Origin of the sequence: Streptomyces neyagawaensis, assembly GCF_023516595.1 — a bacterium.
GTDB lineage: Bacteria > Actinomycetota > Actinomycetes > Streptomycetales > Streptomycetaceae > Streptomyces > Streptomyces neyagawaensis.
Genome location: NZ_JAMGBG010000027.1, coordinates 167,563 through 189,180, shown reverse-complemented (window position 1 = coordinate 189,180; position 21,618 = coordinate 167,563). Strand labels below are relative to the sequence as shown.

General features: G+C 72.3%; 15 protein-coding genes. 6 read left to right on the top strand and 9 right to left on the bottom strand.

All coding sequences use genetic code 11. The annotated features are described in order from the left end of the window. Window positions 1–95: 95 nt before the first annotated feature. Genes M8J73_RS14690 through M8J73_RS14665 form a run of 6 tightly spaced genes read right to left on the bottom strand, consistent with a single transcriptional unit; the run spans window position 96 to window position 7,020 of the window. Window positions 96–950 (bottom strand): HpcH/HpaI aldolase/citrate lyase family protein, encoded by an 855-nt coding sequence (locus M8J73_RS14690; RefSeq protein ID WP_055536708.1) that lies wholly within the window; start codon window positions 948–950, stop codon window positions 96–98. Next, window positions 947–2,146 (bottom strand): CaiB/BaiF CoA transferase family protein, encoded by a 1,200-nt coding sequence (locus M8J73_RS14685; protein ID WP_055536709.1) that lies wholly within the window; start codon window positions 2,144–2,146, stop codon window positions 947–949. The genes M8J73_RS14690 and M8J73_RS14685 overlap by 4 nt, the downstream gene beginning before the upstream one ends. Continuing rightward, window positions 2,143–3,519, bottom strand: a complete 1,377-nt coding sequence (locus M8J73_RS14680; protein ID WP_249828697.1) for an ADP-ribosylglycohydrolase family protein — start codon at window positions 3,517–3,519, stop codon at window positions 2,143–2,145. The genes M8J73_RS14685 and M8J73_RS14680 overlap by 4 nt, the downstream gene beginning before the upstream one ends. Then, entirely contained in the window at window positions 3,516–4,667 is a 1,152-nt protein-coding gene (locus M8J73_RS14675) for an ADP-ribosylglycohydrolase family protein (RefSeq protein ID WP_372503944.1), read from the bottom strand. Before M8J73_RS14675 ends, M8J73_RS14680 begins: the two co-directional genes overlap by 4 nt. 41 nt (window positions 4,668–4,708) lie before the next feature. Beyond that, window positions 4,709–5,941, bottom strand: coding sequence for an ADP-ribosylglycohydrolase family protein (locus tag M8J73_RS14670; protein ID WP_249828696.1), 1,233 nt, complete (start codon window positions 5,939–5,941; stop codon window positions 4,709–4,711). After that, window positions 5,938–7,020 carry an ADP-ribosylglycohydrolase family protein gene (locus M8J73_RS14665; protein WP_249828695.1) on the bottom strand — a complete coding sequence of 361 codons (1,083 nt, stop codon included), beginning with the start codon at window positions 7,018–7,020 and terminating at the stop codon, window positions 5,938–5,940. Before M8J73_RS14665 ends, M8J73_RS14670 begins: the two co-directional genes overlap by 4 nt. Before the next feature lie 502 nt (window positions 7,021–7,522). On the opposite strand from M8J73_RS14665, the gene M8J73_RS14660 reads away from it, so the two are divergent. The 3 genes from M8J73_RS14660 to M8J73_RS14650 all read left to right on the top strand — a co-directional run bounded on the left by M8J73_RS14660 (window position 7,523) and on the right by M8J73_RS14650 (window position 14,680). Next, window positions 7,523–8,251, top strand: coding sequence for a VIT1/CCC1 transporter family protein (locus tag M8J73_RS14660; RefSeq protein WP_055540690.1), 729 nt, complete (start codon window positions 7,523–7,525; stop codon window positions 8,249–8,251). 371 nt (window positions 8,252–8,622) lie between these two features. Next, a complete protein-coding gene (gene gltB / locus M8J73_RS14655) occupies window positions 8,623–13,227 on the top strand; it encodes a glutamate synthase large subunit (protein WP_079055041.1) in 4,605 nt (1,534 codons plus the stop codon). Beyond that, window positions 13,220–14,680 carry a glutamate synthase subunit beta gene (locus M8J73_RS14650; protein WP_055540691.1) on the top strand — a complete coding sequence of 487 codons (1,461 nt, stop codon included), beginning with the start codon at window positions 13,220–13,222 and terminating at the stop codon, window positions 14,678–14,680. The genes gltB and M8J73_RS14650 overlap by 8 nt, the downstream gene beginning before the upstream one ends. A 304-nt stretch (window positions 14,681–14,984) precedes the next feature. On the opposite strand, the gene M8J73_RS14645 is transcribed toward M8J73_RS14650, so the two are convergent. Continuing rightward, complete coding sequence (locus tag M8J73_RS14645; RefSeq protein ID WP_055540692.1) at window positions 14,985–15,914, bottom strand: rhomboid family intramembrane serine protease; 930 nt, start codon at window positions 15,912–15,914, stop codon at window positions 14,985–14,987. Between the two features lie 210 nt (window positions 15,915–16,124). Here M8J73_RS14645 and M8J73_RS14640 point away from each other — a divergent pair, with 210 nt between their 5' ends. Next, window positions 16,125–16,844 (top strand): vWA domain-containing protein, encoded by a 720-nt coding sequence (locus M8J73_RS14640; protein ID WP_249828694.1) that lies wholly within the window; start codon window positions 16,125–16,127, stop codon window positions 16,842–16,844. Between the two features lie 199 nt (window positions 16,845–17,043). Next, window positions 17,044–18,675, top strand: coding sequence for a cytochrome bc1 complex cytochrome b subunit (gene qcrB, locus M8J73_RS14635; protein ID WP_249828693.1), 1,632 nt, complete (start codon window positions 17,044–17,046; stop codon window positions 18,673–18,675). Here the strand turns inward: qcrB and M8J73_RS14630 are convergent. Together M8J73_RS14630 and M8J73_RS14625 are read right to left on the bottom strand one after the other, a co-directional pair. Next, window positions 18,653–19,621, bottom strand: coding sequence for an acyl-CoA dehydrogenase family protein (locus tag M8J73_RS14630; protein ID WP_055540540.1), 969 nt, complete (start codon window positions 19,619–19,621; stop codon window positions 18,653–18,655). The two genes, qcrB and M8J73_RS14630, sit on opposite strands and share 23 nt — an antisense overlap. After that, entirely contained in the window at window positions 19,621–20,760 is a 1,140-nt protein-coding gene (locus M8J73_RS14625) for an acyl-CoA dehydrogenase family protein (protein ID WP_055540543.1), read from the bottom strand. Before M8J73_RS14625 ends, M8J73_RS14630 begins: the two co-directional genes overlap by 1 nt. 69 nt (window positions 20,761–20,829) lie before the next feature. Here M8J73_RS14625 and M8J73_RS14620 point away from each other — a divergent pair, with 69 nt between their 5' ends. Continuing rightward, a complete protein-coding gene (locus M8J73_RS14620) occupies window positions 20,830–21,618 on the top strand; it encodes an SDR family oxidoreductase (protein WP_055540539.1) in 789 nt (262 codons plus the stop codon).

Here is a 21,618-nt window from a genome sequence, read left to right as displayed (position 1 = left end):
CGCCGCCCCGCGACGGACGTCGTGAACGCCCACCCGCCGGATCAGGCGGGTGGGCGTTCGGCTTCTCGGAGGCGGCGGGCCGGACCCGGCGTCGGTCAGGATCTCGCGGCGCGGTGCGCGAGGGTCAGGGTGCGGCGGGCCTGGGCCAGGATCGCCGGGTCGATGAAGTGACCCGTGGGGAGCGCCTGGGCACCGGGTCTCGCGGTGGCGGCCTCGACGATGTGCTCGGCGGATTCGATCTCCGCCGCGGTCGGGGCGTAGGCGCGTTCGATGACCGGGAGCTGGCGGGGGTGGATCGCGGCCCGGCCGAGGAACCCCAGGGCGCGGCCGTGCGCGCAGGAGCGGGCCAGGCCGTCGAGGTCCTTGGTGTCCGGGTGGATGGACTGCGCCGGCGAGGGCAGCCCCGCGGCGCGGGCGGCGACGATCACCCGGGAGCGGGGCCAGTCGAGCGCCCGGTCGTCGCGGACGGCGAGGTCGGCGCGGAGGTCCGCCTCACCGAGCGCGATGCCCTGGACCGACGGGTGGGCGGCGGCGATCTCGTACGCCCGTTCCACGCCGAGCGCCGACTCCAGCAGGGGGTGGAGGGGGAGAGCCCCTCCGTCGGCGGGGGCGGCGCGCTCCGCGACGCGCACCACGTCGGCGCCAGCCGAGATCTTCGGCAGTCGGAGGGCGCCCAGGCCGGGGAGCGGGGCCAGTGTCTTGAGGTCGTCCTCGGCGTACACGGTGTCCAGGGCGTTCACCCGGACGTGAACGGGGACCGGCGGGGGTTCCGAGAGCAGTTCGGCGGTGGCGGACCGCGCGTACTCCTTGCGGTCGGCGGCGACCGCGTCCTCCAGGTCCACGATCACGACGTCCGCGCCGGAGACCAAGGCCTTGACCACCACCTCGGGGCGGTCCCCGGGGACGTACAGCCAGGTCAGCGGGACGGAGGCGACGGGATGGGGGGTCACAGGACGCCCTCCTCGCGCAGGGCCGCGATGTCCGTGCCGGTCAGACCCAGCTCGGTCAGGACCGCGTCCGTGTCCGCGCCGTGCGGGCGGCCCGCCCAGCGGATGGCGCCCGGTGTCGCGGAGAGCCGGAAGAGGACGTTCTGCATACGCAGGGGGCCCAGCTCGGGGTCGTCGACGGTGGTGACGGTGTCGAGCGCCCGGTACTGGGGGTCGGTCATCACGTCCCGCACGTCCTGGATGGGGGCGACCGCCGCCTCCGCCTTCTCGAAGGCCTCGATGACCTCCTCGCGGGTGTGGCGGGCGATCCACGCGCCGACCGCCTCGTCCAGGATGTCCGCGTGGCGGGCCCGCTCCGCCCCCGAACCGAACCACGGCTCGTCGATCAGCTCCGGGCGCCCGACCAGGCGCATCACCCGCTCCGCTACGGACTGGGCGGAGGTCGACACGGCCACCCAGGAGCCGTCCGCCGCGCGGTAGGTGTTGCGGGGCGCGTTGTTCGCGGAGCGGTTGCCCGTGCGGGGCTGGACGTGGCCCAGCTGGTCGTACCAGAGGGGTTGGGGGCCGAGGACGGTGAGGATCGGCTCGATGATCGCCATGTCCACCGTCTGCCCCTCGCCCGTGCGGTCACGCGCGGCGAGCGCGGTCATCACCGCGTACGCCGTCGCCAGGCCCGCGATCGAGTCGGCGAGGCCGAACGGCGGGAGCACCGGCGGGGCGTCCGGCTCGCCGGTGATCGCGGCGAACCCGCTCATCGCCTCGGCGAGTGTGCCGAAGCCGGGGCGGCGCGCGTACGGCCCGAACTGGCCGAAGCCGGTCACGCGGGCCAGGACCAGGCGCGGGTTGACCGCGGACAGCTCCGGCCAGCCCAGGCCCCACCGCTCCAGGGTGCCGGGGCGGAAGTTCTCGATGATCACGTCGGAGGTGGCGGCGAGCCGGAGGAGGGTGTCCCGGCCGCCCGGCGTCGAGAGGTTCAGCGTCAGGGTGCGCTTGTTGCGGCCGAGGAGCTTCCACCACAGGCCGACGCCGTCCTTCGAGGGGCCGTGGCCGCGGGACGGATCGGGCTTCGTGGGGTGCTCGACCTTGATGACCTCCGCGCCGAAGTCGCCGAGCATCGTGGCGGCGAGGGGGCCGGCGAAGAGCGTGGCGAGGTCGAGGACGCGCAGATGGCGGAGCGGGGGGTCGTACGCCTGGGTCATGAGCGGCGGATCTCCCGGTGGGTGAGGTGGGCCAGGGCGTCGAAGCCGATGCCGTTGAAGTCGGCGACCGAGGTGGCCAGGCGGTTCTTGAGGGGCGCCGTCCACCGGTCGGGGAGCGCCCGGGGGGAACCGGCGAGGAGGCCCGCGATGCTGCCCGCCGTGGCGCCGTTGGAGTCGGTGTCCCAGCCACCCGACACCGCTCGGCAGACGGAGGCGGTGAAGTCGCCGTCCGCGTGGGTGAGGGCGGCCGTCAGCAGGGCCGTGTTGGGGAGGGCGTGGACCCAGTGGTGGTCGGCGTAGGTGGTGTGGAGTGCGTCGACGATCCGGTCGAAGTCCCGCTCCTCGGCGGCCAGTCGCAGGGCGTGGCGGATCGCTCCCGCCAGGCGGGACTGCTCGGGGACGACGGTGAGGCCGGTGCGCAGGCAGTGGTGGATGTCATGGGCGCCGGTGGCGGCCTCGGCGATGACGGCCGCCACGAACATCGCCGCGTACACGCCGTTCGCGGTGTGGGTGAGGGTGGCGTCGCGGTGGGCCTGTTCGGCCGCGGCCGCCGGGTCGCCCGGGTGGGTCCAGCCGTGGACGTCGGCCCGGATCAGGGCGCCGATCCACTCGCGGAACGGGTTGCGGTGGCGTGCCGTGCGGGGTGGCTCGATGCCGCTGAGCAGGTTGCGGTAGGCGACGCGTTCGGCGGTGAAGGTGCGGCCCGCGGGGAGTTCGTCGAGCCAGAGGGCCGCCACGTCGGCGGTGGTGAAGCCGGGGCCGTGCCGCTGGAGCAGAAGGAGGTTGAGGAGCGGGTAGTTGAGGTCGTCGTCCTCGGGCATGCCGTCGATGTTCTCGGCGAGGGAGGTGTGCGCCGAGCGGCGGTTCCACGGGTGGGCCCGCAGCAGGTCGTCGGGGACGCCCCGCGCGGTGAAGTACGTGTTGAGGGGCCAGTTCCCGGCGGTCTGGGCGAGCTGCCGGATGGCGGTGAGGGGCAGCTTCTCGACGGGTTTGCCGAGGAGACAGCCGACGGCTCGGCCCAGCCAGGCGGCCTCCAGCGCCGCCGGGTCTCCGGCCGCCCCTTTGGCGGCGCTCCCGCGCGCGGTGGGCCAGTCGGGGCACAGGGCCTTGATCCGGTCGAGTTCCGTCGGCTCCCGGTGCGCCGACCGGCTGGGCAGGTCCTCCAGCTCGTCCAGCAGGTCCTCGGCCAGCAACCGCAGGTAGCGGGAGGCCGGTTGGGGGGAGGCGCCGGCGCGGACCGGGGCCGGGGGGCCGCCCGCGTTCTTCCAGCGGGCGGCGATGGCGGCGGGCGCCCGGCCGTCCTGGGCCGCCTGCTGGAGCTCGTGGCCTAGGAGGTCCTCGGGCTGGACCCAAGTGAGGCGGAGGGCGGTCATCGGGTGCCCGCCAGGGTGGTGAAGGCCGCCTCGTGGGCGCGGCGGCGGTGTACGTCCTGCTCGTGGATGTGCAGGGCGACCTCCGTCAACGCCGTGGCCGGTGCGTGCAGATCCAGGCGGCTCGCCTCGGCGACCGTCTTCGCCCAGTCCGCGGGGACGTCCGAGCCCAGCGCCCCGGCCAGGGCGCCGGCCATCGTGGCGATGGAGTCGCAGTCGCGGCCGTAGTTCACCGAACCCAGCACCGCGTGGCGGTAGTCGCCGCGGGCCACCAGCAACATGCCCAGTGCGACGGGGAGTTCCTCGATGGAGTGGATGCGGGAGGGACGGCGGGCGCCCAGGGAGGGGGTGCGGTAGTCGGGGCCGACCGTGTCGAAGGGCGTCACGGCCTCCCGCAGCGGCTTCAGCGCCGACTCGAAGTCCGCGTGCCGGGACGCCACCTCGCACACCGCCTCGATCGCGGCGCGCGTGCCGTCCTTCGCCAGCCGCACGCAGGTGTCGACCACCGAGCGCGCGGTGGCGCCCGGCGCGCACGCCGCCGCGATGGCCGCCGCGAACACGCCGGCCGCCTCCCTGCCGTACGACGACTGGTGGGCGCCCGCGATGTCGAGGGCCTCGGCGTACGCGCCCCTCGGGTCGGCCGCGTTGACCAGACCGACCGGCGCCATGTACATCGCGGCACCGCAGTTGACGATGTTTCCGGTGCCGGCCTCGCGGGGGTCGACATGGCCGTAGTGCAGCCGGGCCACCAGCCACTTCTCGGCGAGGAAGACCCGTTGCAGGGGGAGGGCCTCCGCCTCCAGCTCCGGGATCCAGCGCGGGGTGGTCATCATGTCGGGGACCAGGTGCTCGGCGATCGCGTACGCGTCGAGGTGGTCGCGGACCCGCTCGTAGACCCGCACCAGCGCGTGCGTCATCAAGGTGTCGTCGGTGACGTGGCCGTCGCCCTTGTGGTACGGGGCGATCGGGCGGGCGGTGCGCCAGTCGTCGCCGTTCCAGGGGCCGACGATGCCGTGGACGCGGCCGCCGTGACGTTCGAGGATCTGCTCCGGGGTGTAGCCCTCGACCGGGCCGCCGAGGGCGTCGCCGACGGCGGCGCCGACCAGGGCGCCGGTGATGCGTTCCTCCAGACCCGCGTCGGTATGCGGCACTGCGTGTCGATAGGGTTCCATTGGGGGCGTCATGCCCCGAATCATCCTCCAGGGGAGGCGAGTTCCGTGGCTGCGAGAAGTTCGGCGAGGTGTACGAGATCCGTACCGGTGAGGCGGGGCAGGGCGCAGCCGGAGAGGGTGCGGCAGGCGTCCCGCCAGGTGTCGGGGATGGCGGCGCCGCCGCCGAGCGCGCCGGTCAGGGCGCCGGCGAGCGCGGGCGCGGAGTCGGCGACCCGGGAGAGGCAGGCGGCGGCGGGGACGGCCTCGGCGATCCGGCCGCGGGCGGCGGTGGCCAGGGCGAGGGCGACGGGGACCGTCTCGGCGGCGGCGATGCCGTAGCTGTAGACGTGGTCGACGATCTGGTGCTCCAGCAGCGGCACGAGAGCGAATGTTCCTTCTCTTTTGTGGCGGTGGGCCAGGTCCAGGGCGTGGCGGGTGTTGCGCCCGATCTCCGTCTCCGCGGGGAGTTCGCCGAGGGCCGCCGCCGCGCACGCGTCGACGTCCGCGCCGGCGAGCGCGAGCGCGAGGGCGGCGGCCATCGCGCGGGCGCCGTGCACACCGTCGCCGTCCTGGGTGTAGCGGGCGTCGAACTCGGCGAGTTCGGCGGCGCGTCGGGGGTCGCCCGGGTGGGCCACCGCGAGCACGCAGGCGCGTACGCAGGCCGCGTCGTCGAAGTAGTGCGGGTTGTCGTGGCCGGTCGCGGGCGGGCGCAGGCCGGTGGCGAGGTTGCCGAGTCCCGCGCGTACGGAGATGCGGGCGCGCAAAGGAAGCACGGCGGACTCGACCTCGGGGGCGCGTTCCGCCGCCGCGGCGATCTCGCTGGCGACGGTGTTCCAGGACAGGTCGATGGAGGCGCGGGTACGGCGCTCCAGGCTCAGGTCGCCGAGCGCGGCGGCGTCCCCGGCACGCAGCAGCGCCTCGGCGGCGAACGCCGCCCATTCCGCGTCGTCGGAGGGGCCGAGGCGGAGCGGCTCGGGGGGCTGGTTGAGGGCGATGGGGACGGGGAGGGTGGTCGTCGCGTTCTGCTCCGCGAAGGTGTCGAGTTCGCGGGTGAGGCGGCGGGTCCACTCGGGCATACGGGCGGCACGGTGCCGGGCGGCGGGCCAGCCGGCGGCGTCACCCGCGGCGAGGCCGAGGAGGAGACCCTCGATTCTCGGCCGGGTCCCGGCGGGGGGCGGTGACTCCGCGGGTTCCTCGGACGGCGTCGGCGTGGGCGGCGTCAGGGTGAGGGGCGTGCCTGTCGGGCCCTCGTCCCAGGGGCTCGGGGGGTTCATGGGTGGGTCTCCTCCTCGGGGGCCAGGGCGTACGCGGACGGAGTGGGCCAGGTCGGGGGGAGGGGGCCGGTGATCCACTTGGCGCAGTCGTCCGGGGTGAGAAGCTCGGCCACGTCCAGGACGTGATGGCCGGCCATGGAGGGGAGGCAACTGCCCTGTGCGGGGCCGATGGGCGTCGTCCACTCCGCGGGGATGGACGAGGCGCCGCGCGTGGCGCCGGCCAGGGCGCCCGCCACGGCCGCCGTCGTGTCCGCGTCGCGGCCCATGTTCACCGCGGTGAGGACGGACTCCGTGAAGTCGCCGTCGGCCGCCGCGTACGCGCCGAACGCGAGGGCGACCGCCTCGGGGGCCAGGTCCGTCCACGGGTAACCGCCGACGACCACGGCGGAGCGGACCGCGCGCTCGCCCCGGTGGGCGACGGCGACCGCGCGGCGCAGCGAGCGCGCGGTCCAGGAGTCGTCCGGGACGACGGCCAGGGCGGAGGCCACGACCGAGATGGTCGGCGCGCCCGCCATGGCCGCCGCCACGCCCGCCGCGACCGCCTGACCTCCGTAGATGCCCTCTCCGTCGTGGCTGACCGAGCCGTCGATGGCGACCAGCCGGGCGGCCTCGGCGGGGCGGCCCGCCGCGAAGACGCCGAAGGGGGCCGCGCGCATCGCCAGACCGTCGCTCCAGGCGTGCCGGTGCTGCGCGGAGATGGGGGCGGCCAGACCCCGGCGGAGGTTCTCCAGGGTGCCGCGTTCGCTGAAGCCGGCGCCCCGGAACGGGCCCTCGTCCAGGTCCGCGATCCACTGGTGCCAGGCCGTCTCCACATGCGTGACGGTGAGCGCCGAGCCGTGCCGGGCCAGCAGCAGCCCGGAGAAGATGGCGTACTCGGTGTCGTCCGTGCCCGCGGGGTTCTCGATGACGTAGCCCGTGATGCGGCCCCAGCGGGCGCGGATCTCGGAGGGCTTCATGTTCTCCGCGGGCGCCCCCAGCGCGTCCCCGACGGCGAGCCCGAGCATGGCGCCGCGCGCCCGCTCACGGAGACCGATGGCGTCCCCCAGCGGGGCCGGGGGGACGCAGGCGATCGAAGGCATAGGACGCCTCTCTGGCCCGAGGGCCGGTCCAGCGGATCGTGTCCGAGGGGGTGGGGAGGAGCGGGGGATCGGCGCGGCTGCTGGGTCGGATGGGGCGGCGGTGTGCGGGCCGCTGCTTGGCGGTGTGGAGGGGAGGGCGGCGTCTGGGCCGCGGTGCCCTGCGGCGGCCTGGTGGTGCCGGTGGCTCCTCGGTGCCCCGTGCGTGCTCCGACCGGTGGGTCCCGCGCGGCACTGTGGGCAGTTGATCCGTTCTGACGATTTCTCTGTGAAGATCTCTGCCACATCGCGTGCCCGACCGGGCCCCGGAACGCAGCGGTATCACCCGGTCGACATCTGTGCGGGGCCTTGTACGAATGAGCGGCGACGATTCCTCGAACACTTCCGAAGCGCACCTGGACGCCCATCGGTACCCCCGCCCGGTTGCCCTCGAACTCCCCTCGGCCGCAGGTAAGTACGGCCTTCCTTGCTGGCAGAAGCGATTTTCCGAGCGTACGTTCGACGTATGGCGATCATTGACACCGAAGCAGCGCTCCACGTGGCGCACCGCGACAACCACACCCACCGCGACGTGAACGGCGGCTGGCTGCGGCCCGCCGTGTTCGGCGCGATGGACGGGCTCGTGTCCAATCTGGCGCTGATGACCGGTGTGGCCGGCGGCACGGTCGGCCGGGAGACGGTCGTCGTGGCCGGGCTCGCGGGACTGGCCGCCGGGGCCTTCTCGATGGCGGCCGGCGAGTACACCTCCGTGGCCTCGCAGCGCGAACTCGTCGAGGCGGAACTGGACGTGGAGCGGCGCGAGTTGCGCAAGCATCCCAAGGACGAGGAGGAGGAGCTGGCCGCCCTCTACGAAGCGCGCGGCGTCGAGCCGAAGCTCGCCCGCGAGGTCGCGAGACAGCTCTCGCACGACCCCGAGCAGGCCCTGGAGATCCATGCCCGCGAGGAGCTGGGCATCGACCCCGGCGACCTCCCCTCGCCCACCGTCGCCGCCGTGTCGAGCTTCGGCTCCTTCGCGCTCGGAGCCCTGCTGCCCGTGCTGCCCTATCTGCTCGGCGCGAGCACGCTGTGGCCCGCCGTGCTGGTGGCCTTGCTGGGACTCTTCGCCTGTGGTGCCCTGGTGGCGAAGGTGACGGCCAGAAGTTGGTGGTTCAGCGGGCTGCGTCAGCTGGCCCTCGGGGGTGCCGCGGCCGGTGTGACGTACGCCCTGGGCACGCTGTTCGGTGCGGCCGTATGATGCATCGGATGGCTACGTATGCGTGAGGCCGCATAAATAGTCGTTACTACGCGGTTTCGAATGCTTAACCGCTGGGCATGAGCCGTAAGCGCCGCCGGCAATGACGCCTGCACCGCACCTTGCCGCAGGGAGCGACGACGCCCCCCGCACATCGAGTCGAAGGACATGGATCTGTCCGGAAGGCTCCCCTTGCTCCCGCCGCCGTGCGACGCACCCGCTCAGCGCCGCGGCGTCCGCATGTTGGAACGAACTATCCCGGTTCCCGAGAATCGCTCCATCATGTAACCTGCACGAAATTTTGCACTCCACGCAGAGGGCCAACGTCGTCCCTCGGCACTTGCATATGCCACATGACGACGACGGGAGAGCCGATGCGTACGCCGCGCCAGCCGTCCCAGCACTCCACGAATGGCCAGAAGTGGTCGTTCATGGATGCTCGCCCTGCTGCGCAGGGTATGTACGACCCCCGCAACGAGCGCGACGCCTGTGGCGTCGGCTTCGTGGCCACCCTCACCGGCGAGGCGAGCCATGCGCTGGTCGAGCAGGCGCTCACCGTTCTGCGCAACCTGGAACACCGTGGTGCCACCGGCTCCGAGCCGGACTCCGGCGACGGCGCCGGCATCCTCTCCCAGGTGCCCGACGGCTTCTTCCGTGAGGTGGCCGGATTCCAGCTGCCCGAGGCCGGCGCGTACGCGGTCGGCATCGCCTTCCTGCCCCAGGACGGCGCCGACGACGCGGCCGCCCGCATCGAGGCCATCGCCGCCGACGAGGGCCTGACCGTCCTCGGCTGGCGCGAGGTGCCCGTCGCGCCCGAGCTGCTCGGCGCCACGGCCCGCTCGACGATGCCCGCCTTCCGTCAGATCTTCGTCGCCGACGGCGCCGCTGAGCCGGCCACGGACATCGACCTCGACCGCAAGACGTTCGTGCTGCGCAAGCGCGCCGAGCGCGAGGTCGACGTCTACTTCCCCTCGCTGTCCGCGCGGACCATCGTCTACAAGGGCATGCTGACCACCGGCCAGCTGGAGCCCTTCTTCCCGGACCTGTCCGACCGCCGCTTCGCCTCCGCGATCGCGCTCGTGCACTCCCGGTTCTCCACCAACACGTTCCCGTCGTGGCCGCTCGCCCACCCGTACCGCTTCGTCGCCCACAACGGCGAGATCAACACGGTCAAGGGCAACCGCAACTGGATGGTCGCCCGCGAGTCCCAGCTCGCCTCCGACCTGTTCGGCCCGCAGGACAAGCTGGAGCGGATCTTCCCGATCTGTACGCCGGACGCCTCCGACTCGGCGTCCTTCGACGAGGTGCTCGAACTGCTCCACCTCGGTGGCCGTTCCCTCCCGCACTCCGTGCTGATGATGATCCCGGAGGCGTGGGAGAACCACGACTCCATGGAGCCCGCCCGCCGCGCCTTCTACCAGTTCCACTCCACGATGATGGAGCCCTGGGACGGCCCGGCCTGTGTCACCTTCACCGACGGCAAGCAGGTCGGCGCGGTCCTCGACCGCAACGGACTGCGCCCCGGCCGCTACTGGGTCACCGACGACGGCCTCGTCGTCCTCGGCTCCGAGGTCGGCGTCCTCGACATCGACCCCGCGAAGGTCGTCCGCAAGGGCCGCCTCCAGCCCGGCCGCATGTTCCTCGTCGACACCGTCGAGCACCGCATCATCGAGGACGACGAGATCAAGGCCGGCCTCGCCGCCGAGCACCCGTACGCGGAGTGGCTGGAGGCCGGCGAGATCGAGCTGTCCGACCTGCCCGAGCGCGAGCACATCGTGCACACCCACGCCTCGGTCACCCGCCGCCAGCAGACCTTCGGGTACACCGAGGAGGAGCTGCGCGTCATCCTCGCGCCGATGGCCAAGGCCGGCGCCGAGCCGATCGGCTCCATGGGCACCGACTCGCCGATCGCCGCGCTGTCCTCCCGCCCCCGGCTGCTGTTCGACTACTTCACCCAGCTGTTCGCGCAGGTCACCAACCCGCCGCTGGACGCAATCCGCGAGGAGCTCGTCACCTCGCTGCGCTCCTCGCTGGGCCCCGAGGGCAACATCCTGGAGCCGAGCGCCGCCTCGTGCCGCAGCGTCACCCTGCCCTTCCCGGTGATCGACAACGACGAGCTGGCCAAGCTCATCCACATCAACGCCGACGGCGACATGCCCGGCATGAAGGCCGCGACCCTCTCCGGCCTGTACCGGGTCTCCGGCGGCGGTGACGCCCTCGCCGCGCGCATCGAGGAGATCTGCGCCGAGGCCGACGCCGCCATCGAGAACGGCGCCCGGCTGATCGTCCTGTCGGACCGCCACTCGGACGCCGAGCACGCGCCGATCCCGTCGCTGCTGCTCACCGCGGCCGTCCACCACCACCTCATCCGCACCAAGCAGCGCACCCAGGTGGGCCTGCTGGTCGAGGCCGGTGACGTCCGCGAGGTCCACCATGTCGCCCTGCTCATCGGCTACGGCGCCGCCGCCGTCAACCCGTACCTGGCGATGGAGTCCGTCGAGGACCTCGTCCGTGCCGGCACGTTCCTCTCCGGTATCGAGGCCGAGCAGGCCATCCGCAACCTGATCTACGCCCTCGGCAAGGGCGTCCTCAAGGTCATGTCGAAGATGGGCATCTCCACCGTGGCCTCCTACCGCGGCGCCCAGGTCTTCGAGGCCGTCGGTCTCGCGGACGACTTCGTCGAGAAGTACTTCAACGGCACGGCCACCAAGATCGGCGGCGTCGGCATCGACGTCATCGCCAAGGAGGTCGCCGCCCGCCACGCCAAGGCGTACCCCGCCTCCGGCATCGCCCCGGCGCACCGCGCCCTGGAGATAGGCGGCGAGTACCAGTGGCGCCGCGAGGGCGAACCGCACCTGTTCGACCCGGAGACGGTCTTCCGCCTCCAGCACTCCACGCGCGCGGCCCGCTACGACATCTTCAAGAAGTACACCGAGCGGGTGAACGAGCAGTCCGAGCGGCTGATGACGCTGCGTGGTCTGTTCGGCTTCCAGTCCGACCGGCAGCCGATCCCCGTCGACGAGGTCGAGCCGGTCTCCGAGATCGTCAAGCGGTTCTCCACCGGCGCCATGTCGTACGGCTCCATCTCCAAGGAGGCGCACGAGACCCTCGCCATCGCCATGAACCAGTTGGGCGGCAAGTCCAACACCGGTGAGGGCGGCGAGGACCCCGACCGCCTGTACGACCCGGCGCGCCGGTCGTCCATCAAGCAGGTCGCCTCCGGCCGCTTCGGTGTGACCTCCGAGTACCTGGTCAACGCGGACGACATCCAGATCAAGATGGCCCAGGGCGCCAAGCCCGGTGAGGGCGGCCAGCTGCCCGGCCACAAGGTGTACCCGTGGGTCGCGAAGACGCGTCACTCGACGCCGGGCGTGGGCCTGATCTCCCCGCCGCCGCACCACGACATCTACTCCATCGAGGACCTGGCGCAGCTGATCCACGACCTCAAGAACGCCAACCCGCAGGCCCGCATCCACGTGAAGCTGGTCTCCGAGGTCGGCGTCGGCACGGTCGCGGCCGGTGTCTCCAAGGCCCACGCGGACGTCGTCCTCATCTCGGGTCACGACGGAGGCACCGGTGCCTCCCCGCTGACCTCGCTGAAGCACGCCGGCGGCCCCTGGGAGCTCGGCCTCGCCGAGACCCAGCAGACCCTGCTGCTCAACGGTCTGCGCGACCGCATCGTCGTCCAGACCGACGGCCAGCTGAAGACCGGCCGTGACGTGGTCATCGCCGCGCTGCTCGGCGCCGAGGAGTTCGGCTTCGCGACCGCGCCGCTGGTCGTGTCCGGCTGCGTCATGATGCGCGTCTGCCACCTCGACACCTGCCCCGTCGGCATCGCCACGCAGAACCCGACCCTGCGCGACCGGTTCTCCGGCAAGGCCGAGTACGTCGTGAACTTCTTCCGGTTCATCGCCGAGGAGGTCCGCGAGCTGCTGGCCGAGCTGGGCTTCCGCTCCATCGAGGAGGCCGTCGGCCACGCCGAGGTCCTCGACGTGCAGCGTGCCGTCGACCACTGGAAGGCGCAGGGCCTGGACCTGGAGCCGCTGTTCCACGTGCCCGAGCTGCCCGAGGGCGCGGTACGCCACCAGCTGATCGAGCAGGACCACGGCCTGGAGAAGGCGCTCGACAACGAGCTGATCAAGCTCGCCGCGGACGCCCTGGCCGCCTCCGACGCGACCGAGGCCCAGCCCGTGCGCGCCCAGGTCAAGGTCCGCAACATCAACCGCACGGTCGGCACCATGCTCGGCCACGAGGTGACGAAGAAGTTCGGTGGCGCGGGCCTGCCCGACGACACCATCGACATCACCTTCACCGGCTCCGCGGGCCAGTCCTTCGGCGCCTTCCTCCCGCGCGGTGTCACGCTGCGCCTGGAGGGCGACGCCAACGACTACGTCGGCAAGGGCCTCTCCGGCGGCCGCGTCATCGTCCGCCCGGACCGGGGCGCCGACCACCTCGCCGAGTACTCGACGATCGCCGGCAACACCATCGCCTACGGCGCGACCGGCGGCGAGCTGTTCCTGCGCGGCCGCACGGGCGAGCGGTTCTGCGTCCGCAACTCCGGCGCGCTGGTCGTCTCCGAGGGCGTGGGCGACCACGGCTGCGAGTACATGACCGGCGGTCACGCGGTCGTCCTCGGCGAGACGGGCCGCAACTTCGCGGCCGGTATGTCCGGCGGCGTCGCGTACGTCATCGACCTCGACCGCGACAACGTCAACGTCGGCAACGTGAACGCCGTCGAGGCGCTCGACGACACCGACAAGCAGTGGCTGCACGACGTGGTGCGCCGCCACGCCGAGGAGACCGGCTCCACGGTCGCCGAGAAGCTGCTCGCGGAGTGGGACGAGGCCGTGACCCGCTTCAGCAAGATCATCCCCAGCACGTACAAGGCAGTGCTCGCCGCCAAGGACGCCGCCGAGCGAGCCGGTCTCTCCGAGACCGAGATCACCGAGAAGATGATGGAGGCGGCGACCAATGGCTGATCCCAAGGGCTTTCTCAACCACGGCCGCGAGGTCGCCAAGTCCCGCCCCGTCGACGTCCGGCTGAAGGACTGGAACGAGGTCTACGTCCCCGGTTCGCTGCTCCCGATCATCTCGAAGCAGGCGTCCCGCTGCATGGACTGCGGCATCCCGTTCTGCCACAACGGCTGTCCGCTCGGGAACCTCATCCCCGAGTGGAACGACTACGCCTACCGCGAGGACTGGGCGGCCGCCTCCGAGCGCCTGCACGCCACCAACAACTTCCCGGAGTTCACGGGCCGCCTGTGCCCGGCCCCGTGCGAGTCGGCGTGTGTGCTCGGCATCAACCAACCGGCCGTCACCATCAAGAACGTCGAGGTCTCGATCATCGACAAGGCGTGGGACAGCGGCGATGTCGCGCCCCAGGCCCCGGAGCGCCTGTCCGGCAAGACGGTCGCGGTCATCGGCTCCGGCCCGGCGGGCCTCGCGGCGGCGCAGCAGCTGACGCGGGCCGGTCACACCGTCGCGGTGTACGAGCGCGCCGACCGCGTCGGCGGTCTGCTCCGCTACGGCATCCCCGAGTTCAAGATGGAGAAGCGGCACATCAACCGCCGCATCGAGCAGATGCGCGCGGAGGGCACCCGCTTCCGCACCGGCATCGAGATCGGCCGCGACCTCAAGGCGACCGACCTGAAGAAGCGGTACGACGCCGTCGTGATCGCCGCCGGTGCCACGACCGCGCGCGACCTGCCGGTGCCCGGCCGTGAGTTGAACGGCATCCACCAGGCCATGGAGTACCTGCCGCTGGCCAACAAGGTGCAGGAGGGCGACTTCGTGGCGCCCCCCATCACGGCCGAGGGCAAGCACGTCGTGGTCATCGGCGGCGGCGACACGGGCGCGGACTGCGTGGGCACCGCCCACCGCCAGGGCGCGGCCTCCGTCACCCAGCTGGAGATCATGCCGAAGCCGGGCGAGGACCGGGCCCCTCACCAGCCGTGGCCGACCTTCCCCATGCTCTACAAGGTCACCTCGGCGCACGAGGAGGGCGGCGAGCGGGCCTACTCCGTCTCCACCACCCACTTCGAGGGCGACGAGGACGGCAACGTCCAGTGGCTGCACCTCGTCGAGGTCGAGTTCGTCGACGGCAAGCTGACGCAGAAGCCGGGCACGGAGCGCAAGATCCCCGCCCAGCTGGTCACCCTCGCGATGGGCTTCACCGGCACCGACCGGGAGAACGGCCTGGTCGAGCAGTTCGGCCTGGAGCTCGACGAGCGCGGCAACATCGCCCGCGACGCCGACTTCCAGACCAATGTGCCGGGCGTCTTCGTCGCCGGTGACGCGGGCCGCGGCCAGTCGCTCATCGTGTGGGCGATCGCGGAGGGCCGCTCGGCCGCCCGCGGCTGCGACCGCTTCCTGACGGGCGCGAGCGACCTGCCGGCACCGATCCGCCCGACGGACCGCGCGCTGACGGTCTGACGACCGCACCGACCACACCCACCGGGTGACCTCCGGGTCACCCTCCATACGTCCCGTACAACGGCGTACGGAACACCTGATGGCGCCTGCCCGCCAGTCCCCGACCGGACGACTGGGCAGGCGCTGTCGCATGTGCGGACGCGGTGGGGCGGCCGGGCGGCGCCCCCTGGGGCTCTTCTGATGGATCTCCGCGGCGTCGCGACGCCCGGCACTCCCCCAAGCTCTCCGAGCAGGGGGTACCCCCAGAGCACGCACCGAACGCCGTTCCTTCTCCCACGGAGATCCATCAGAAGGGCCCCAGCGCTCAGCTCGTCATCGCCGCGACCTTCGCCACCGCCAGCACCAGCAGGAGGGCGAGGACCACCGCGCAGGCGCTCGCCTGGACGAGGACGCGACGGCGGTCGCGCGGGGCGTACGCGTAGGCGAGGGCGATGAGGCCGCCGGTGAGGAGGCCGCCGAGGTGGCCCTGCCAGGAGGTGACGACCGCCGAGAGCACCAGCCAGATCAGCAGGCCCGCCATGAAGCGGTTGATGCCCCTGGGGTCGGCGCCGAGGCGGCGGGCGATGACGTAGTACGCGGTGCAGACGCCGAAGAGCGCGCCGGAGGCGCCGACCGTGCGGGCGTCCGGCGCGAGGAGCAGGACGAGCACCGAACCGCCGAGGGCGGACAGGAGGTACAGGGCGAGGTAGCGGGCGCGGCCCAGCTGGGCCTCGACGACCCGGCCGACGTTCCACAGCGTGACCATGTTCATCACGATGTGGAGGACGCCGAACGTGCCCTCGGTGGGCGGGAGATGGAGGAACGCCCCGGTGAGGAGGCGGTACCACTCGCCGTCGATGACGCCCTCGGGGTGGAAGCCGGACGGATAGACGGCCTGCCAGACGTAGTGCATGCCGTCCGGGCCGGTGAGGCCCCGGCCCAGCACCGCGAAGTCGTCCACGACGGAGGGGCGAACGAGTTCGGCCACGTAGGCGAGGACGTTGAGGCCGATGAGGACGTACGTCACCAGCGGCACCGCGGAGATCCGGCCGCCGAAGGCGGTGCGGGCCTGACGGACGGTCCGGGCGCCCTCCTTCACACACTCGGGGCACTGGTGGCCCACGGCCGCCTCACGCATGCAGTCCGGGCAGATGAAGCGGTCGCAGCGCGTGCAGCGGACGTACGCCTCCACCTTGGGGTGCCGGTAGCAGGTGGTGACGGCTGGCTCGGACGACGACGGCGACTGGGGTTCCACGGCCGGCTCCTTGGGGGTGCGGACTGATGACGAGCCGGTGAGGACGGCGGCGAACAAAATAGCGAACGATCGAGGGGGAGAGGGGACGGGGAGGCGTATGGGAGTGCGGGCGGGGGTGTGGGAGGGCGTCGGGGGGTGATCCCGCCACCGGTGACCCGCCGACGCCGTAGCCTCGGGGGCCCGTCGACCCCGTACGCCAGGAGGGCCCGTATGCCCGCTGTCAGTCTCAGCAAGGTGCGGGAGACCGCCCCCGCTCTCGTGGACCTCTACAAGGCCGCCGGGGTTTCCCTCGACAAGCACGGGCTGCGCGGACAGCGCGCGGCCGTGTACCTCGTCGTCGACCACAGCGGCTCCATGCGGCCGTACTACAAGCACGGCAGCGTGCAGGCCCTCGCCGACCGGGTGCTCGGGCTGTCCGCGCAGCTCGACGACGACGGGATCGTGCCGGTCGTCTTCTTCTCCACCGGCGTCGACGCGGTCACGGAGATCGGGCTCGCCGACCACCAGGGCCGGATCGAGCGGATCGTGTCCGGGCTCGGACACATGGGGAAGACCGACTACCACCTGGCCATGGACGCGGTCATCGACCACTACCTCGACTGCGGTGCGCAGGACCCGGCCCTCGTCGTCTTCCAGACGGACGGCGGGCCCACGAGCAAACTCGCCGCCGAGCGGTATGTGTGCAAGGCCGCGCGGCTGCCCCTCTTCTGGCAGTTCATCGGCTTCGGGGACCCGGACAGCCGGCAGTTCGACTTCCTGCGCAGGCTCGACGAGCTGGCCGTGCCCGGCAAGCGGGTCGTCGACAACGCCGGTTTCTTCCACGCCGGTTCGGATCCCGGCGCCCTGTCCGACGGGGAGCTGTACGACCGGCTGCTGGGCGAGTTCCCGAAGTGGCTGGTGGAGGCGCGGGCGCGGGGGATCGTCGGGTAACCGCCCCGGTGGGGGAGTGGCCTGGGCCGAGTCCGGCCGGGGAGGGAGACCGGGGCCGGGTCCCGGCCGGGATGTCACATCGGCCGGCCCCGGCTCGTCGCATGGGAAACGGCAGCCGACGGGCAAAGTGGGGAGTGCTCCCCATTTACAAGCGGGGGCCCGGCTGCCACTCTTGGACGAGCCAAGGGGAGGGCGACGCATGGACGGCGCGCGAGCGACAGGAGCGACAGGGGTGGGCGGCGGCAAGGGGGAGCGGGTCGCCGACTGGGCCGACGGGCGGCTCGGGCTGTACGGGCTCGCCAGGGCCAATCTGCGCAAGGTGTTCCCGGACCACTGGTCCTTCATGCTCGGCGAGATCTGCCTCTACAGCTTCCTCGTCCTCATCCTCACCGGCGTCTGGCTCACCCTGTTCTTCGAACCGAGTGGCGTCGAGGTCGAGTACAACGGTACCTACGAGCGGCTCAACGGCGTCCTGATGACCCGCGCCTACGAGTCCACGCTGGAGATCAGCTTCGACGTGCGCGGCGGCCTGCTCATCCGGCAGATCCACCACTGGGCCGCGCTCGTCTTCGTCGCCGGGATGCTCGTGCACATGATGCGGGTCTTCTTCACGGGCGCGTTCCGCAAGCCCCGCGAGATGAACTGGCTGTTCGGCTGGACCCTGCTGTTCCTCGGCATCATCACCGGCCTGACGGGCTACTCACTCCCGGACGATCTGCTCTCCGGCACCGGCCTCCGCTTCGCGCAGGGCGCCATCCTGTCCGTCCCGGTCGTGGGCACGTACCTGTCGTTCTTCCTGTTCGGCGGGGAGTTTCCCGGGCACGACATCATCTCCCGGCTCTTCCCGATCCATGTGCTGCTGCTGCCCGGGATCATGCTGGCGCTGGTCGTCGCCCATCTGATCCTTGTCTTCCACCACAAGCACACCCAGTACCCGGGGCCGGGGCGGGACCAGAAGTCCGTGGTCGGCATGCCCTTCATGCCCGTCTACCTGGCCAAGGCCGGCGGCTTCTTCTTCCTGGTCTTCGGCGTCCTGACCCTCATGGGTGCCATCGCCACCATCAACCCCGTGTGGGCCTTCGGCCCCTACCGGGCCGACCTGGTCACCACCGGCGCCCAGCCCGACTGGTACCTGGGCTTCTCCGAGGGCCTGATCCGGGTGATGCCTGGCTGGGAGATCAACGCCTTCGGGCACACCCTCAACCTCGGTGTCTTCATCCCGTTCTCCCTCTTCCCGCTGATCATGCTGGCCATCGGCGTCTACCCCTTCGTGGAGGCCTGGATCACCGGCGACAAGCGCGAACAGCACCTCCTCGACCGGCCCCGCAACGTCCCCGTGCGCACCGCCCTCGGCGTCGCCTGGCTCAGCCTCTACGGCGTCCTCCTCATTGGCGGCGGCAACGACATCGTCGCAACCCATCTGCACCTGTCCATCAACGCGATCACCTGGGCGGTACGCATCGGCTTCTTCGTGGTGCCCGTCGTCGCCTTCGTCGTCACCCGCCGTGTCTGTATGGGCCTGCAACGCCGGGACCGCGACAAGGTGCTCCATGGCCGGGAGACCGGCGTCATCAAGCGACTCCCGCACGGCGAATACGTCGAGGTCCACGAACCGCTCACTCGGGCGCAGCTGTTCACACTCACCCAGCACGAGCAGCCGCCGCCCTACGAGACCGGGCCGCTCGTCGACGCGAACGGCGTCCGGCGCCGCGTCCGACCGGTGGACCGGCTGCGCGCCCGCCTCGCCCACGCCATGTTCGGCCCCGGCACCCACGTCCCGAAACCGACCCCGGAGGAGTACCGGCGGCTCACCGGTGGCGATCACCACTGAGCACCGCTTTCCGGCAGTCGTCCGGCGAGCCCCACGCCGAGCGCAGCGCCCGGGCCTTGGTCAGCCACAGCGACAGGTCGTACTCCGCGGTGTAGCCGATCGCGCCGTGCGACTGGAGCGCCGTGCGGGCGGCGCGGTACGCCGCCTCGCAGGCCATGACCTTGGCGGCGGCCACGTCCGCCGGGTCCAGGGTGACCGCCGCGCCGAACACCAGCGGTCGCGCGAACTCCAGGGCCACCTTCGCGTCGGCCAGCCGGTGCTTCACTGCCTGGAACGAGCCGACGGGCACCCCGAACTGGGTGCGCTGCCCGACGTACGCCACCGTCCTGTCCAGGAGGGTGAGACCGACGCCGAGGGCCTGCGCGGCGACCGCGAGCCGCGCCCACAGGACCGCTCGGGCGACGGGCGGATCGGTGGCGAGGAGTTCGCCGCCGGGGGAGAGGGGCGTCGGTCGGCGGGCCGGGTCGAGGGAAGGGCGGACCGGGCCATGGCCCGGGGACAGCCGCAGTTCGGCGCCACTCAGGGACAGACGGATGGTCGCCGCGTCCCCGTCCAGCGCGTACGGCGACCCCGGCGCCGTGACCGTGGCCATCGCCTCCCCCGACACCAGCGCCGGGAGCAGCCGCTTCGCCGGGCCCGGGTCGTCCAGCCCCGCGAGGAGCACCGTGGCCGCGACCGTCTCCACGAGCGGGCCCGGCACGGCGTGCCGCCCCAACTCCACGAAGGCGACCGCGAGTTCGACGGACAGTGGGCCCACTCCCTCGTACGCCTCCGGCGCCGCCAGCGCGAACACGCCGGCCCGCGCGACCCGCGCCCACAGCGCCCGCCCGGCCGCACGCTCCCCCCGGGCCCAGGCCCGCACGACCGCAGGGGTGTCCGCGGCCGTCAGCATCGCGTCCAGCGACGCGGCGAACGCCCGCTGCTCGGCGTCGAGGAGGAAACGCATCAGCGACGCCCCCTCGGCAGCCCCAGCAGGCGTTCGGCGACGATGTCCCGCTGGATCTCGTTGGTGCCGGCGTAGATCGGCCCGGCGAGGGAGAAGACGTAGCCCTCGGACCAGTCGGTGTCCGCGAACTCGCCCTCCTTGTCCAGGAGTTCCAGTGCCGTCTCGTGCAGAGCGATGTCGTACTCCGACCAGAACACCTTGTTGAGGCTGGACTCGGCGCCCAGGGACTCGCCGTCGAGGAAGCGGGAGGCGCTCGCCCAGGTGAACAGCTCGTAGGCGCGGGCGCCGATCAGGGCGTCGGCCACCCCGTCGCGGGCCGTCGCCGGGCGGCCCCGGGCCTCCCACAGGTCGCGCAGCCGCTCGGCGGAGGCGAGGAAGCGGCCGGGGGAGCGGAGCGTCAGCCCGCGTTCGTTGCCGGCCGTCGACATCGCGATCCGCCAGCCCTGCCCCGGCTCGCCGATGACGTCCTCGTCCGGCACGAACACGTCGTCCAGGAACAGCTCCGCGAAGGCGGGCTTTCCGTCGAGGCGGCCGATCGGGCGGACCGTCACACCGGGCGCGCGCAGATCGAACATGAGGTACGTCAGCCCTTGATGCGGCTTCGGGGCGCCCGGCTCACTGCGGAACAGCCCGAACGCGCGGTCCGCGAAAGCCGCGCGCGACGACCAGGTCTTCTGGCCCCTGAGCAGCCAGCCGCCGTCCGTACGCACCGCCCGCGAGGTCAGGGAGGCCAGATCCGAACCGGCCTCCGGCTCCGACCACGCCTGCGCCCACACCACCTCACCCGAGGCCATCGGCGGCAGCACCCGCGCCCGCTGCTCCCGCGTGCCGTGGTCGAACAGGGTCGGAGCGAGCAGGTTGACGCCGTTCTGCCCGACCCGGCCGGGGGCGCCCGCCGCGTAGTACTCCTCCTCGAAGATCAGCCAGCGGGTCAGACTCGCGTCCCGGCCGCCGTACGCGGCCGGCCAGTTCACCACCGACCAGCGGTCGGCCGCCAGTTCGGCCTCCCAGGCGCGGTGGGCGGCGAAGCCCTCCTCGGTCTCCAGGGAGGGCAGCGGGACGGACGGCACACGAGCGCGCAGCCAGGCGCGGGCCTCCGCGCGGAACGCCTCGTCGGCGGGGGAATGGGCGAGGTCCACGGGGGTCACCTCTTTCCGGGCAAGCACCCAACCTTCCCTAACAAGTGTTTGGTAGGTTAGCGTGCCCTCATGACGAACGTCGAGCCTCCGACCTACGTCCCCGCCCACGGCCTCCTCCGCGGCCGTACCGCCGTCATCACCGCGGCGGCCGGCGCGGGCATCGGCGGTGCGACCGCGCGCCGCTTCCTGGAGGAGGGCGCCCGCGTCCTGATCAGCGACGCGCACACCCGCCGCCTCAAGGAGCACGAGGCCGAGCTGGCCGGGGAGTTCGGCGCCGACGCGATCGCGGCGACGGCGTGTGACGTGACCGACGAGGACCAGGTGCGCGCCCTGTTCGACACGGCCGTCCGGCTGCACGGACGCCTCGACGTCGTCGTCAACAACGCGGGACTCGGCGGCACCGCGGACCTCGTCGACATGACCGACGAACAGTGGTCGAAAGTGCTCGACGTGACCCTCAACGGCACCTTCCGCTGCACCCGGGCCGCCCTGCGGCACATGCGGGAGACCGGCGCCGGTGTGATCGTCAACAACGCCTCCGTCGTCGGCTGGCGCGCCCAGGCCGGGCAGGCGCACTACGCGGCGGCGAAGGCGGGCGTGATGGCGCTGACCCGCTGCGCCGCCGTCGAGGCCGCCGCGTACGGGGTGCGCGTCAACGCGGTGTCACCCAGCCTCGCCATGCACCCCCACCTCGCGAAGGTGACCACCCCCGAACTGCTGGCGGAACTCACCGAACGCGAGGCCCTCGGGCGGTACGCCGAACCCTGGGAGGTGGCCAACGTGATCGTGTTCCTCGCGTCCGGCTACTCCTCGTACCTGACGGGCGAGGTCGTGTCCGTCAGCAACCAGCACCCTTGA

Coding starts and splice junctions, on each gene's coding strand:
- M8J73_RS14685 (WP_055536709.1), bottom strand. CDS start 2,146: ATGACCCAGGCGTACGACCCCCCGCTCCGCCATCTGCGCGTCCTCGAC.
- M8J73_RS14680 (WP_249828697.1), bottom strand. CDS start 3,519: ATGACCGCCCTCCGCCTCACTTGGGTCCAGCCCGAGGACCTCCTAGGC.
- M8J73_RS14670 (WP_249828696.1), bottom strand. CDS start 5,941: ATGAACCCCCCGAGCCCCTGGGACGAGGGCCCGACAGGCACGCCCCTC.
- M8J73_RS14665 (WP_249828695.1), bottom strand. CDS start 7,020: ATGCCTTCGATCGCCTGCGTCCCCCCGGCCCCGCTGGGGGACGCCATC.
- M8J73_RS14660 (WP_055540690.1), top strand. CDS start 7,523: ATGGCGATCATTGACACCGAAGCAGCGCTCCACGTGGCGCACCGCGAC.
- gltB (WP_079055041.1), top strand. CDS start 8,623: ATGCGTACGCCGCGCCAGCCGTCCCAGCACTCCACGAATGGCCAGAAG.
- M8J73_RS14650 (WP_055540691.1), top strand. CDS start 13,220: ATGGCTGATCCCAAGGGCTTTCTCAACCACGGCCGCGAGGTCGCCAAG.
- M8J73_RS14640 (WP_249828694.1), top strand. CDS start 16,125: ATGCCCGCTGTCAGTCTCAGCAAGGTGCGGGAGACCGCCCCCGCTCTC.
- qcrB (WP_249828693.1), top strand. CDS start 17,044: ATGGACGGCGCGCGAGCGACAGGAGCGACAGGGGTGGGCGGCGGCAAG.
- M8J73_RS14630 (WP_055540540.1), bottom strand. CDS start 19,621: ATGCGTTTCCTCCTCGACGCCGAGCAGCGGGCGTTCGCCGCGTCGCTG.
- M8J73_RS14620 (WP_055540539.1), top strand. CDS start 20,830: ATGACGAACGTCGAGCCTCCGACCTACGTCCCCGCCCACGGCCTCCTC.